The 14,299-nt window shown below is 54.0% G+C and carries 13 protein-coding genes; 3 read left to right on the forward strand and 10 right to left on the reverse strand.

Features of this window, described 5'->3' with window-relative positions; all coding sequences use genetic code 11:
* Window positions 1-121: 121 nt before the first annotated feature.
* Together DYU11_RS26185 and DYU11_RS26190 are read right to left on the reverse strand one after the other, a co-directional pair.
* Window positions 122-1,165: an NAD(P)-dependent alcohol dehydrogenase gene (locus tag DYU11_RS26185; RefSeq protein WP_119670699.1), complete on the reverse strand. Its 1,044-nt coding sequence runs from the start codon at window positions 1,163-1,165 to the stop codon at window positions 122-124.
* 94 nt (window positions 1,166-1,259) lie between these two features.
* Window positions 1,260-2,138, reverse strand: coding sequence for a helix-turn-helix domain-containing protein (locus tag DYU11_RS26190; protein WP_119670700.1), 879 nt, complete (start codon window positions 2,136-2,138; stop codon window positions 1,260-1,262).
* 294 nt (window positions 2,139-2,432) lie between these two features.
* On the opposite strand from DYU11_RS26190, the gene bla reads away from it, so the two are divergent.
* Complete coding sequence (gene bla / locus DYU11_RS26195; RefSeq protein WP_119670701.1) at window positions 2,433-3,182, forward strand: subclass B1 metallo-beta-lactamase; 750 nt, start codon at window positions 2,433-2,435, stop codon at window positions 3,180-3,182.
* A gap of 82 nt (window positions 3,183-3,264) precedes the next feature.
* On the opposite strand, the gene DYU11_RS26200 is transcribed toward bla, so the two are convergent.
* From DYU11_RS26200 to lysM, 5 genes are all read right to left on the reverse strand, one after another.
* On the reverse strand, window positions 3,265-4,047 hold the full coding sequence (locus DYU11_RS26200) for a phytanoyl-CoA dioxygenase family protein (RefSeq protein WP_119670702.1): 783 nt from the start codon (window positions 4,045-4,047) through the stop codon (window positions 3,265-3,267).
* A 322-nt stretch (window positions 4,048-4,369) separates the two neighbouring features.
* Window positions 4,370-5,254: a trypsin-like peptidase domain-containing protein gene (locus DYU11_RS26205; RefSeq protein WP_119670703.1), complete on the reverse strand. Its 885-nt coding sequence runs from the start codon at window positions 5,252-5,254 to the stop codon at window positions 4,370-4,372.
* Window positions 5,255-5,351: 97 nt separating this feature from the next.
* On the reverse strand, window positions 5,352-5,618 hold the full coding sequence (locus tag DYU11_RS26210) for a hypothetical protein (protein ID WP_147368039.1): 267 nt from the start codon (window positions 5,616-5,618) through the stop codon (window positions 5,352-5,354).
* Window positions 5,619-5,634: 16 nt separating this feature from the next.
* Complete coding sequence (locus DYU11_RS26215) at window positions 5,635-6,990, reverse strand: OmpA family protein (RefSeq protein WP_119670705.1); 1,356 nt, start codon at window positions 6,988-6,990, stop codon at window positions 5,635-5,637.
* 149 nt (window positions 6,991-7,139) lie between these two features.
* The gene (gene lysM / locus DYU11_RS26220; protein ID WP_119670706.1) at window positions 7,140-7,613 is read right to left on the reverse strand and encodes a peptidoglycan-binding protein LysM; all 474 of its coding nucleotides are present in this window, start codon (window positions 7,611-7,613) and stop codon (window positions 7,140-7,142) included.
* A 248-nt stretch (window positions 7,614-7,861) separates the two neighbouring features.
* On the opposite strand from lysM, the gene DYU11_RS26225 reads away from it, so the two are divergent.
* Together DYU11_RS26225 and DYU11_RS26230 are read left to right on the forward strand one after the other, a co-directional pair.
* Window positions 7,862-8,647: an outer membrane beta-barrel protein gene (locus tag DYU11_RS26225; RefSeq protein WP_119670707.1), complete on the forward strand. Its 786-nt coding sequence runs from the start codon at window positions 7,862-7,864 to the stop codon at window positions 8,645-8,647.
* 241 nt (window positions 8,648-8,888) lie between these two features.
* Window positions 8,889-12,092 carry a TonB-dependent receptor gene (locus DYU11_RS26230; RefSeq protein WP_119670708.1) on the forward strand — a complete coding sequence of 1,068 codons (3,204 nt, stop codon included), beginning with the start codon at window positions 8,889-8,891 and terminating at the stop codon, window positions 12,090-12,092.
* A 448-nt stretch (window positions 12,093-12,540) separates the two neighbouring features.
* On the opposite strand, the gene DYU11_RS26235 is transcribed toward DYU11_RS26230, so the two are convergent.
* The 3 genes from DYU11_RS26235 to DYU11_RS26245 all read right to left on the reverse strand — a co-directional run bounded on the left by DYU11_RS26235 (window position 12,541) and on the right by DYU11_RS26245 (window position 14,188).
* Entirely contained in the window at window positions 12,541-12,915 is a 375-nt protein-coding gene (locus DYU11_RS26235; RefSeq protein WP_119670709.1) for a SnoaL-like domain-containing protein, read from the reverse strand.
* 279 nt (window positions 12,916-13,194) lie between these two features.
* The gene (locus tag DYU11_RS26240; protein ID WP_119670710.1) at window positions 13,195-13,782 is read right to left on the reverse strand and encodes a hypothetical protein; all 588 of its coding nucleotides are present in this window, start codon (window positions 13,780-13,782) and stop codon (window positions 13,195-13,197) included.
* Window positions 13,783-13,849: 67 nt separating this feature from the next.
* Window positions 13,850-14,188: a winged helix-turn-helix transcriptional regulator gene (locus tag DYU11_RS26245; RefSeq protein ID WP_119670711.1), complete on the reverse strand. Its 339-nt coding sequence runs from the start codon at window positions 14,186-14,188 to the stop codon at window positions 13,850-13,852.
* Window positions 14,189-14,299: the final 111 nt, after the last annotated feature.

Raw genomic sequence — 14,299 nt, forward strand, 5'->3', positions numbered from 1 at the left:
TAGGTTGAGTTAATGAGTTGCCTTAGATGCGTGGGCCAGAACGTTCGGCCGGCCATTGTCTTCACCCAGACTATACGGAATCAATCGCTCAGGCTGGCATGCCGCTCCGTACGAAAGCGCGTTACAGCGTCGCCATGTCGATCACAAACCGGTACCGAACGTCGCCCTTCAGCATCCGATCATAGGCCTGATGAATGTCGCGGATGGCAATTGTCTCGATATCCGACACGATGCCCGTTTCGGCGCAGAAGTCCAGCATTTCCTGCGTTTCGGCGATGCTGCCAATACTTGAACCGGCGATACTTTTCCGGCCAATGATGAGGCTAAGGGCCTGAATGGCAGCCGGGGTTGGGGGAGCCCCCACGCAGATGTGTACACCATCGACTTTCAGCAGCGCCAGATACTGCATGTAATCATGTTCAGCCGATACCGTATCCAGAATAAAGTCAAACTGTCCTTTAACGGCTTCCAGCTGGGCGGGATCACTCGTTACCACGAAATGATGAGCGCCGAGTTTTTTAGCATCGGCTTCCTTGGCAGCCGATGTACTCAGAACGGTCACGTCGGCCCCGAAGGCTACACCAAATTTCACGCCCATGTGCCCCAACCCACCCAGACCGAGAACGGCCAGCTTATGACCCGGTCCCACCTGCCAGTGCCGCAACGGCGAATAGGTGGTAATGCCCGCACAAAGCAGCGGAGCCGTAGCTGCCAGGTCCAGCGTCTCCGGAATGTGCAGTACAAAGTCTTCGTTGACGACGATGGTGTTGGAGTAGCCGCCATACGTAGGGGTTTTCCGGTCCTGCTCCAGGCCATTGTACGTCTGGCTATTCCCGTTGAGACAGTACTGTTCCAGGCCCTGCTGACAGGATGTACACGTGCGGCACGAATCGACCATGCACCCGGTACCGGCCAGATCGCCCACGTTGAACCTGGTTACCTGAGCGCCAACGGCGACGACCCGGCCGACGATCTCGTGACCGGGAACCATGGGGAAGATGCTGCCACCCCAGTCATCTTTAATCTGGTGAAGGTCGGAGTGACAGACTCCGCAGTAGAGAATGTCAAACTGTACGTCGTGTGGCCCAACCTCACGACGCTGGAAATTCCAGGGGGCCAGACTTGAATCGTTCGTCTGGGCGGCATATCCTTTTGCTGCAATCATAACGCTTGCTTTGCTTGATACCTATATTCAGATGCAAAGCTACAGCCGCAACGAGGGAGCCGGGTAAAAGTATTCAAACCAATACTTATACATTTCAAACCTCCGCCAGGCGGAAGCTGCGGGGATTGGTGCCCGTGAACTTCCTGAAGAAGTTATTGAAATAGGACGGATACTCGAAGCCCAGGGCATACGCAATATCGGAAATGTTCCAGTCGGTATGCTGCAGGAGGGCCTTGGCCTCGCTGAGCACCCGTTCGGCAATATGAGCGGTGGTGGATTTGCCGGTTACCTCGTTCACGGCCCGGTTCAGGTAATTGACATGAACATTGAGGTTCCTGGCGTAGTCCTGGGCCGTGGTCAGCTTCAACGGGCGGTCGGTGGTTTCAATGGGAAACTGACGCTCTAAAAGCTCCAGAAAAACGGAAGTGATTCGGGAAGCAGCGTTCTTATGCTGGTCAAAGTTTCTGGAAGGTTCTAATTTCAGCGCTTCGTGAATGATCAGGTGGATGTAATTGCGTATCAGATCATCCTTGTACGAATAATTCGTCTGCTGCTCCTCGATCATGCGCTGGAAGATCGTGTTCAGAAACTCGCGCTGCGGTGGGCTGATCGTGAAGATGGGCGTACCGCTGATCCTGAATAGTGGCGAATGCTGCAGGCTCTCCGACCGGTCCGACAGCTTAAGAAACTCCTCCGAAAACAGGCAGGTATAGCCGACATACGTGGTTGAGATCGTTTCCCACGAGTACGGAACATGCGGGTTACCGAAAAACAAAACGGTATCGTTGGCTTCAAAGCTCCGGTCCGCATAATGAATGATGCTCTTGCCGGTGGTCAGGCAGATTTTGTAAAAATCCTTCCGACTGTAGATGCGGGTGGCATTACTGTCATCATCTATCCGAAAAGCGTTAAAGCCTTTCAGCTTTAGCTCATTGTTAAACTCCGAAACCGAACGTATTAGTTGATCTGCCATACACAAAGTTAAGAAATTCAAATCTATTTGCCTACGTATGCTCCCTTCAGCTCATAGCACCATTCGGGAGTTGGCCAGCTAAATGCCATACTATGCAGCGACCTGTTTTGCGGTATTGGGCTGGTTCATGGTCGGGCGCTTGGCTCATCACGGCGTACAGTTGATGTTGAAGCGAATTGGGGTTCGCCAGGCCGCTGTACCCTATTTTCCGTTATCTTTATTGGCCCGATCAGCCGTAAGCGATGGTCCCTGTTTATCACAATCCGGTTTATTGTCGAAACCCGCTTTCCAACTATGCGTATCCTGCCGCTTCTCTTTTTGGCTGCCCTTCTGACGGGTTTTGCCAGGACTCAACCAGCCCCAAAACCGAAGCTCGTCGTTACCCCGCTCAATGACCGGGTGTACGTCCACACCACGTATGGGGTGTACCAGAACAACTCAATTCCGTCGAACGGGCTAATTATCAAAACGAGCGACGGCATTGTACTGGTTGACACGGGCTGGGACACCAAAGACGATACGGACAACAGCCGCCAGCTGCTGCAATGGGTAGCCGACAATCTGCGCCAACCTGTTCGGATGTGCATCGTCACCCACGCCCACGAGGACCGGGTAGGCGGCATCAGCGAAATGCGGAAAGCCGGCGTGCGCGTCATCAGTACCCCTCTGACGGCGCAAAAGTCCGTGAAGCTGGGCTACGACGCCCCCGAAAGCGTTCTGCCCAATGATACTACGTTTACGGTGGGTCAGGTACCGATTCGGTGCTATTTCCCCGGCGAAGGCCACACCAGCGACAACATCGTGGTCTGGTTGCCCAACGAGCAGATTCTGCATGGGGGTTGTTTCGTGAAGAGCGTTGGTGCCTTCGGTATGGGTAACGTAGCGGATGCCAATCTGAACGAATGGGTGAACTCCATCCGGCGGGTAAAGACTCAGTTTGGCACCGCCAAAATTGTGGTACCGGGTCATGACGAATGGGGCGATACCCGATCGCTGGAACATACGCTGCAGTTGCTGTCCAAACACGCTGCGGCCAACCGGTAGACCGACCGCCGGGAACTCCGACAAGCTACTAAAACCAGACCCCAGGGGTTGTCGGGGCCTGGTTCACTTTCATCCGTTTACGCTACTCACGGAGAGCCAGCCGGATGGCTTCCTCTACGGGCCAATGCCGTACGGTTTTGTCTTCAGGTCGCAGCTCATCGCTCAGCAACAAGGGTGGCTGAGCCAGAAACCGGGGCTCGCTCCCCTGATGCCTCTGAGCCGCATGCGCCAGAAAGGGGTGGCATAAATACACCGTACCGGCTTCACCGGTTGCCAGGACGTCTTCACGATCCGGCAGGTGATTCAGCTTACCGGCGAGTTCCACGAAGGAAAGGCCCTGCTCACCGGCCGGCTGCAACAACCGCGCTACGTCCCGGTGTGAGCCCACCCGAATCCGCGTAGGTGCGTCAACGTCACTGACATCCGAAAACAGAAACAGCATCAGCAAACCCCTTCCTTTCGAGCGCACATTGACCCGCCACTCGAAGTAGTTGGAGGGGTCGGTTCCGGGAAAGCTGGCATCCACGTGCCAGCCGTCATCGCCGGATTCCTCATGCGAGGGAAAACGAACGGGAAACGAACCCATAGCTTTCGGCGCTACCCACCGACCCGGGCCTACCAGTTCGTCAAAGGCCTGATGCAGAACGGGCGTATTGGCCGCGTCGACGAAGGGTTTCTGGGTGTACATACCCAACCAGACGACCGGCCTGGTCCACGTAGCAGGATCGTGGGGATCGCCATCCATGTCCTGCCACAAAATGGTTCGCACCTCCTCGGCAAGTTGGCCGGAGAACGCACGATCAATGCGAACGAATCCATCCTGAATGAATTGCTCGATCTGTTTTTCTGAGAATATACCTGGCATATATGATTCGTTATGCGGCCGGCAAGCGCGTATACACAGCGCCTGACCTTGACTGGATTACCTCAAGGTGCCACTAAAAGGCGCTGCTACGCAGACCTGTGCCTGACCAGCTGATTTGACAAAACCTGAATGAGGGCAATAGAAAGCGAAGGCCTTGACTAAGGCGGTCTGTCGGAACGACAAACGGGCGGGACGATTTATAACATTGGTGCCATTCTCATACTGGCAAAGGTATCTGAAATCAAGCGGCTTGTCAAGATCCGACTACCAATACCGTCAACTGAACGAACGCACTGGCCTGGCGGAAACCCGTGCCGACCGCTTACCCTTCGTAATACTTCACGCCCCGCTCACGGAGAAACTGTTTGATCACATCCACGTGAACGCACTGCCCTACGTTCAGGAACGGATAGTTGGAAACGCGGGTTTTGCGACCGTTGACCAGTACGTCGCGGTTCTCAATATCGAAGCCCAGGTGCAGGTGCCGCGTGGCCGATTGCATGCCATAAATCAGGCCATTGGTATCGAACAGCGGCCCACCACTCTGCCCGCGCAGACCGGGTGTGCTCATTTCGATGCCCGTCACGTCACCGTTTTCAGTAAGCAGTCGGGTAATGATGCCATCGATCGGGAAGCGGGGCGAAGCCGTTCGCCCTTCGGTGGTCCATTCAATGTCGTCGGTGGCCGGGTTGAAGCGGAAGTTCGTAAAATCCGGGAACGGATACCCCAGGCGGCACAGACTCCGGCCTACCTTAACGCGGCTGGTGTCGCGCAGGAACGTAGCGTAGGAGCGGTACAGCGTGCGAGTATACCCCCTGAATCGCAGAATGGCCAGATCCTGAGTCGGGTGCAGGTCAATGCTCACCTCCCGGAACACATCCACGCAGTTGACGAAGCTGTTCCGTACCCGCACGAGCGTTTCGGGCCGGAGTCTGTACTTCTCTTCCAGCCGGCTCAGGTGGTGCGCGATATTTTTCTCCCGCTGCACGGCCCGGCGTTCGGCCAGAAAATTCAGGTGGTTCTGGTAAATGGAATCGGCGTTGGTAATCAGTTCGGCTACGTGTTTGCACGTAACAGCGCAGCCTTCTTCGTTCACGAAAAACAGCGTTGCACTACCCGGAATGATTTCGTTGTGACCATATAGCCGAACGATGGAATGAAGAGGACGGGTGAAGGGATCAATGCGCTCAATGGCGTCAACAAACATACAGCAGGAAGATAACGGGCACTACCGGCCCGGGCGTAAAGCCTGCAAAAATAGCAAAAAGGCGGGTCATACCCGCCTTTTTGCGTTGAATGAACACCTATTGCCTGGGCGTCACTTTTACCTCGGCCGGAACAGTCGGGCCTTGCGAGGCACTATCGGGTGGTGCCTGAATGGGCCCCTCCATGCTCGACATGGTCGTATCGCCCTGGCGGCCCATAACGCCCATCGTAGTGTCCGAAGCCGCTGCGTTTTCGGCCTGGTTTTCTTTATTATCGCCCGAACAGTTGAAAAACACTGTGCTGGACAGGGTAATCAGGCCCGCCAATAGTCCGGCCCGAACTCGACTCCGTGTGTTGCGTATCATGATTCAGTAACGTTGATTAAAGTTTGGTAACGACTACGTCGATGCGCCGGTTCTGCTCCCGGCCGTCGGGCGTGTCGTTGCTTGCTGTCGGCTTGGTCGAGCCAAACCCTTGTGTTGTAATGCGATTTGCCTGAATACCGGCCGCCGTTATGGCCGACTTCACGGCGTTGGCCCGGTCGAGCGACAATTGCTTGTTGGCCGCTGCGTTACCGGTATTGTCTGTATGCCCTTCAATCCGGATGTTCAGCGATGGATACGCTTCCATGATCTGTATCAGGTCATTCACATTGGGCTGCGACTCGGCCGAAATCCGCGCCGAATTGGTCTCGAACGTCAGGTTTTCGAACGTGAATGTCTGATCCAGGTCCGTCGGCTTGCTGGCCAGAAATTCAGCCAGTTGCGCATTGAACGACCCTTCGACCAGATTCAGTCTCCGTCCACCCGGCAGCTCAACATCCCGCCGGGCCGCGTTGGTTTCCTCGTCGCGGATACCCAGCGCTCCCGGCGCCGTCGAATCGGCTACCTGCCCGTTGGCCCCCCGGATATTCTCCTTCGTAGCCGCCGACGTATCCTCGACCGCATCGCGCTCGGTAGCACGCGTTGTGTCTGTATACACCCCGTTGATACCATCCTGGTCTTCGCGGCATTTCTGCACGATCAGCCCCACCACCAGCACACCGAGAGCCACCATGGCCCAGCGCAGCCAGCGCACGTTTTCGCGCCGACGATCCCCTTCGGGGCTTTTCGGAATGTTGGGGTTGATAACCGTACTCGTGAAGTTATCGGCCCCCTGCACCTCGGTCTGAGGGCCGGCGGGCGTATGCAGCTTGTCGAAGCCGAGCAGGGTCGCAATGCCTTCCAATCCTCTCGGCAGGCTCGTGCGGAACTCGTCGGCCTGGCCCAGCAGAAGCGTGGTCAGATTCGACGCCGTCAGGCCTTTATCCTGCTCCTGCCGCCCCAGAATTCCCATCAGCACCGACCCGGCCAGACTCAGCACCGTCAGGGCTGACAGCGGTTTGACACCACTATACTGGCCCAGCACATCGACCGCCCGGTCGAGATTGGAGCCGAATATCTGCCGTAGAAAGTCCTGCCCCTGGGTCGACGTTTCGACGGTTTCCTGATGAGCATCCGTTACCTGCGCCACGGCCAGCGGGGTGCGGCCATAATCACGTTTTTCCAGAAAATCGATAATCCCGGATGCTCCGCCCGATGCCTGTACCCGCCGGGTTAATCCGCCCAGCAGGGTTGGCAGCGCTCCATCGACAGTCTTTTTAATATTGGCTGGCGTTTCGTTTAGTTCACCGCTGAGTTGGTCAATAACCGAAGGCGTAAACTGCTCTCTTAAAAAAGATAATAAATGAACAGCCATTTTTCATACGTTGGTTAGTTAGCTTAATAAACGAGTCGTCAGCCCGAATGTTCGGAAAGCTGAGCAAGGGGCAAACGACAAAGGGTCCGAGGTATCAGGTTACCAGTAACCTGTTACGTCAGACCCTTTATCGTTTGATGGCAATCGGCTTACAGTTGCGGAATGCGCAGTACCTGATTGGGGTAAATCAGATCAGGATCCTTGAGCATCGGCTTGTTCGCTTCGAAGATGATGCCGTATTTCATCGGGTCACCGTATACTTCCTTCGAGATTTTCGACAACGTATCGCCTTCCTTCACGGTGTAGTACTTCCCTTCCGGAGCCGGCGTGACAACGTGCAGTTGATTATCGACCGTCTGCACGCCTTCCACATTACCAACGGCCAGGGCAATCTTTTCAGCATCCTCCTGCGACCTCACTTCGCCTTCCAGCGTAACGGTATCGCCTTTGGTTTTAACCGTCAGTTTGTTGTAGGCCAAGCCCAGTTGCTTGACGTGGTTCAACAGGGCGCTGGCCCGCAGCGGCTCGACCTGCTCCGCCTTGGCCGGATCGTTGGCTGGTGCTTCCTGCTCTTTGTTGAAGATCTTTTCGCCTACTCCTTTGAAGAATGATAAGAGACCCATTGGTTTTGTGAGGTTTTGTGAAACATGTTCATTCGGAAACACGATGGCTCCGAATATACCACCATCACAACCTGCGAACCATACGATTGTTTAATCCATACTTTGATTTTAATTGTATAACAATTTGAGGCTATTGGCGGTACTAACCCATTGATCTGTCAGTATACGTTCAGTTTCGTTTTCACCTTTTTATAATCATATGTTTGAAGTACGGCTACGCAGCCGGCTAACAGGCAATCGGCTTACGCATGAAAAAAGTACACGTCATTTTCGCTTTGGTTTGCTGCTCAACGGTGGGGTTGGCTCAGGAGCCGTTTGAGGCTGGGGTAAAAGGAGGAGCAACCTTTACGCATGGCTACACGAGAATTCCGGCCGTGACCGTGCCGGTATCAGCCTCGGCATCCGTCACGATTCCGCAACTGAATAACGACAACAACGGAATTGGCACCAGCTATTCGTACGGGCTTTGGGCGCGAAAAAACTACGACCGGTTCTTCATTCAGGTGGAAGCCGATTTCAATTCGTTCCTGCTTAAACAGCAGACCAACCTGAACGTACCGGCCGCGCTGGCGTTTACCATTGCCCGGCAACCACGCCCATCAATCATTCCGGCCGAAACGCCCACGGCCGTGACGATCATCTCGGAGTCGACGCTTCAGTCGATCAACATCCCGATTTTGTTCGGCCGGCGCTGGGTCAATGGGAAGATCCGGGGGTACCTGGGGCCGAATCTGCTGTTCACCACCCGGGCCGAAGTCAGGCGCAATACGTCGGCTACCATCGGGGGCGCTACCATTACGGTTCCGGAAACCACAACCGACCTGAAAAATCCGAATCTGCAAAACCCCACGGAAGCGCAGCTGAAGGTTAAAGCCTTTACGTTTGCCGGGGAGATTGGGGTTGGCTATACGATTCTGAACCGCATCGATCTCGATGCCCGCTACGCCGTGCCAGTCGGGGGAGTTTATGAAAACAAAGCCATCACGGGCTATCTCGGCATTGCCACCGTTACGCTTGGGTACCGGCTGTTTTGATGAGTACTTTCCGACTGTTCCGGCTACGGAATCAGGTACTTTCTCCGCCGGGGTCCGTAGCCGGCTTTTGTACGTTACCGGCACGGATTGGACGAAAGGCCGACGTAATGCAAACGTATCCCCGAATCGGTCTATTACTAGAACCTCAACCGATTAATGGTTACAAACAAGTAATAATCTGTTAACATCAAAGTAACATACACCTACTCTCTTTGCATTGGGAAATTTTACCCATTGCTTCATGAGAAAAAAGCTACTTTCTTCAATTATTTTCATCTTCATTGCCTGCGTCGCGATCAATCACGCAATAGCGCAGACCACTCAGGCTTCCATATCGGGAGTTATCCTGGAAAACAACAAAACACCGCTGCCGGGCGCTACGGTCCGGGTTCGCAATGAATCGACGGGCTTCTCTACCGGAACGATCACAAACGCGCTGGGCGAGTACTCGTTTAAAGAATTACCGTTGGGTGGCCCCTACACCGTACAGGCTACCTTTGTTGGGTATGGCGAACAGAAACGGACGGGCTACTTTCTGAACCTGGGCGATGCCATTCGGGCAAACCTGTCGATGCAGGAAGACGGTCAGACGCTGCAGGTCGTAGACGTTGTAGCGTCGGGTTTGAAGAACAAAATCGAAAACTTCGGGGCGGCTACCGTCGTTACGGCGCGGTCCATTGCCACCCTGCCTGTCAACGGCCGAAACTTCACTACCCTCATTGACTTGTCGCCCCTGGCCGGTCGGGGCGGTAACCTCGCCGGACAGCTTGGCTCATCGACCAACTTCACCATCGACGGTATGACGGCCAAAAACCCAACGTCAGCCGGAGCAACTACCAGCCGGAGTGGTGCGCCGTACTCGATTTCCATTGAAGCCGTGCGGGAGTTCAAGGTGATTACGAACCAGTACGATGTCGTGTACGGACGTGCCGGGGGTGGTCTGGTCTCGGCGGTAACTAAGGCAGGTACGAACAAACTGACGGGCAGTGTATTCAACTACACCCGCGCCAACTGGCTGGCCAGCCGGTTCGACATCCGGGGAAATCCGCGGACGGTGCGCTTTGCTACCAACCAGTTCGGTTTTTCGCTGGGTGGCCCTATCATCAAAGACAAGCTGCACTTCTTCGTGGTTTGGGACCGGCAGCAGGATTCGCGCCCGCTCATCGTAGCCGACATCCAGTCGCCCGTTGATGAAAACCGTTTCAACGTGACCCGCGCTACGCTCGACCGGTTTGTAAGCATTGCCCGCAACCAGTACGGCACTGCCAATACGCCCCAGTACGGTCAGTTCGACAAAGTACGTGGCTCGAACGCAGGTTTCCTGCGGCTCGACTGGCAGATCAACGACAAAAACCTGCTGACCATCCGCAATAACTTCACCAGCGACCGTAATAAGCTGGGACTGGTCGATAATACAGCCATCAACATCCTGGAATCGTACGGTAACGATTTCAACTGGGACAACAGCCTGCTGGCCACACTTCGTACGTCGCTGAACCCACGTATTACCAACGAACTGAAGCTGCAGCATCTCTACACGTACCAGCTCAGCAGCCCCGGCGACCAGTTGCCATCGGCTAACATCCCCAGAAACATCGTTGAAAACGTAGCATCGACGTTGTCAGATGGCGCTAACCGGGCAACCAATATTCAGATGGGCGGCCATCGGTTTGCGCAGGAAGGTTTTACCAATAATGTACTGCAGCTAGTCAATAACCTGTACTACAACACCGACAAGGCCCAGTTTACGTTTGGTACTGACATACAGTACACGAACGCCGAATCGGTTTATGGCAGCGAAGTAAATGGCCGGTTCCACTACACAGTTGACGGGTCACTCTCAGCACTCGACAAGTTTGAACGACTGCAGCCCTACCGCTATTTCCGCGAAGTACCCCTGAAAGACGACTGGAGCGTGCGCAGCAACATCTGGAACGCCGGGCTGTATGGCCAGGTAAGCACCCGGCTGGCTACGGGTCTGGATATGACCGCCGGTCTGCGCTTCGACTACGCCCATTATCCTAAAGCTGCGCTTAACCAGGCGGTACTGGAGGACCTGAAACTGCGGACCGACAACCGGCTGCGGTCGTTTGTTGTGCAGCCGAGGCTGCAGTTTACGTGGGACGTGAACGAGCGTCGTCGTGACATCATCCGCGCTGGGGCCGGGGTATTTGCCTCCGATATCAACAACTACGCCATCATCAACAACCTGACGTTCGATGGTACCAACCTCGCTACTGTTGATGTACGCGGTGCCAATGTACCCAGGCCTGACTTCGCGGCTTACCGCCAGAACTACGCCAGCATTCCGGCCCTGGCCCAGTTTCAGTTGCCGACCATCAACATGACGGGAGCCGACGCGCGTGTGCCGGTGCTGTACAAGGCCAACCTTTCGTATACACGCTTCCTGAGCGACCGCCTGAAGGTAAGTCTGTCGGGCTTTATGTCGCTGGCCCGTAATAACTACACGTACGTAGACCGGAATATGGAAACCGAGCCGTTTTTTCGCTTAGCCAACGAAGATAACCGGGGCGTGTATGTGCCGCTGGCATCGATGCCCGCCAACGGGGCAGGCGACTGGCTGCAGGGCCGCATCAGCCAGCGGCTTGGCCGGGTGCTGGAGCTGACCAGCGACGGGAAGGTCAACCAGTTTGCCGTGGTAGCCGATGCAACGTACCGCTACTTCCGCGACGGAGAGTTTACGGTCAGCTACACCTGGAACGACACCCGCGACAATACCTCGTATAACGGTAACGTAGCCAACACCGCCACCCTGGTGCAGCCCGTGAAGGATGACCCGCGTAACCTGAGCCGGATAACCTACTCCGATAACCAGTTCCGCCACAAAGTTGTCTTCTTTGGTACACTGCCAACGTTCTGGGGGGTTACGCTGGCCGTTCGCTACTCAGGCCTGGGTGGAACGCGCTATACGCTGCTGTCGGGCGCCAACAGCAACGCCGACTTCGTAGCGGGCCAAAACGACCTGGCCTTTATTTTCGACCGCAACAGCGAAAGCGTACCGGCCAATGTGCGGACGGGTCTTCAGGCCATCATCGATAACCCCAATGCCAGCCAGAGCATTAAGGATTACATCAACGCCTACTCGGGCCGCATTGCCGAGCGCAACGGCGGCATCAACGGCTTCTACGGTATATTCGATATCCGGGCCAGCAAGCGGTTCCGGGTGTACCGGAATCATAGCATCGAACTGTCGGCCGACGTGTTCAACTTCGCCAATTTCCTGAACAAAAACTGGGGCGTTAACCGCTCGCTTGGTTCGCAGGCTCTGTACGCGCTGGGCATTCCGGCCACAGCCACCACACCCGCCCAAACTCCGTTCGACCGGGCCAATCAGCGGTTCGTATACCGGGTTAACACAGCAGGCATTGTTACTCCCTCCGGCGATCCTTTCCAGGTACAGTTGGGGGCACGGTATAGTTTCTAAAACGAATCAGAAGTTTCATCTTAATACGCCAACGGCAGCCTTTGGACTGCCGTTGGCGTTTAGAGCTGTCTATCTTTTTTGCCCTTGCTTATAAAGGGGTAGTTCTGCCGAAAAGTCTATAATTCGTCACTTGGCTGTCTAAAGGAGCATACTGCCCAAACCGTCTTAATGATCAAAAGTCACGACTTTCTGATCCACAGTCAATTAAATGCTTTACCGGTTGAATTGTATCAAAAGTAGAGTCAAAAATTATGTAGAATTTGAGTTTACAATACCAACTTTTTAAACCACAAACTGAAGAGGAACAGATCATTAACTAATAAGGGTAGTTCAGACGATGAATTATGTACTTTTCGTGATTAAAACCTCTGCCTATTTACAGATAAGCGGGAAAGTATAAAAAAGCGTTTTTAATGGCTGGGGTGAAAAACAGCGTCGCGTACTCCGCTTATTTAAAGTCATCGTAGAAAAATTGCTCGGAAACGATTTTGCCATCCCGGACTTCAAAAATACCAATCTGCTCCTTGACGCGACGAGCTTGGCCCTTTATGGTTACATCCATGCCCATTGCACAGGCAAAATAGTAAGTGGATACAACCGGCTCACTACAGAATCCCCCATGCATCTCCTCCACTATATTTTGATAGAAGTACTGTTCCTTCTCCTGCATAGCACTCAGCCCCTCGGCACGTAAGGGGAGTTGAGAATTATTTTCTGGTTCAATACTTATTGCATCCGACGAATAGAGTTCTTGTTGGATGGTGTGCAATTCACCGATTTTGGCCAATTCAACGTAACGCTTAGCTACTTCTTGAGTTGTCATAAAGTGTTTTGAGTTTTGATGAACGCTGCAAAACTGCGACGTTCATGTGACAGCCTTATGTCAGTAGCGTTGAGCTGAACCAGTTAATTAGGTCTGTACTACAGAACAGGGTTTCGTGCCCGATCTGGACCTTGATGAGGCTGGCTTTCTAAAGATTTATAGAATGGACTTATTAATCCCACCAGATTGGTTAGGTGACGAATTATATACGATTCGGCAAAACTACCCTAAAGGAGCTATGCTGTCCAGCCTGGTTAAATTAAAGTAGAATTGTACGCCTTACTGCTCAGCCGACAACGTGTAAGCCTCGCCGGCCGGCTGCAGGCGGTAGCGCATCATGATGACGCCCCCCGTTGGCTCAGCGTTGGTATCGCCCGGACGGTACACCGGAAATTTACGGCAGAGGATATCGCGCTCAATCCACAGACTATCGTGGCCCATGTAGCCAGCACCGGGCTTTTGCCAGTCCACCAGCCGAATATCCACTTTGCGTTCGAGAAGGAACTGCCACCCATATACGCGGCCGAACGATCCGCTGCCGTTGCTGGTCGAATATACATACAGCTCAGGAAACCGGTTGTTGTCCAGATCAGCCACTTCGGCATTGACGATGGCCCCATCGATACGGGTTTTGAAATTGGTCAGCAGGAGATCCCCCCGGTACGCTTTCACCGTAAGCTCACGCACCGCTCCCGTATCGGCAGCCGAAATATTGAAGGTGTAAATATTGTATCGCAGCGACGTAGAATACGTAGTGGTGAGAGGTTGTTCGTACCGACCCGCTACAGGCCGGCGCTTGGCTGCACCGGAGCCAAACCCCAGCAGCCAAACCATCCCGAGCCATACGTAACTGAGCCAATTGATCATTCTTACCTTCGTCGCTGTTCGCCTGAATAACGCTGTGAAGGTAAGAATAGTTACCTACGGCTCCGGATTACACCTCAAGAAACGTTTCGCCGACGGTCTTCAGCTGAAGCAGAATAGGCAGCACTTTACGGCCACGTTCGGTCAGGCTGTACTCCACACGCGGGGGCGTTTCGCCGTACGTTGTTTTTTCGATCACCCCTAACGCTACCAGTTCTTTCAATTCCTGAACAAGCACCTTCTCGCTGACTTCCGGGATCCGCCGACGTAATTCACCGTACCGGCAGGCCTGATCAGTGAGTTGAAAAATGATGTACAGACGCCATTTGCCACAAACAATGTCCAACGTTTTCTTCAGTACAAGCTGGGTGATTTCGTCGGTCTTCAGAGTACGACTCAGTTCATTCATACGTGAGGCCTTATACTAACCTTTTGGTGGGTAACCTATTGATTTGTAAGGATTTGATCAATCAGACAAATATAAATAAAGAAACAGGATTCCTGCTTTACTACCCGGCAT

Origin of the sequence: Fibrisoma montanum, from assembly GCF_003583365.1 — a bacterium.
Taxonomy (GTDB): domain Bacteria; phylum Bacteroidota; class Bacteroidia; order Cytophagales; family Spirosomataceae; genus Fibrisoma; species Fibrisoma montanum.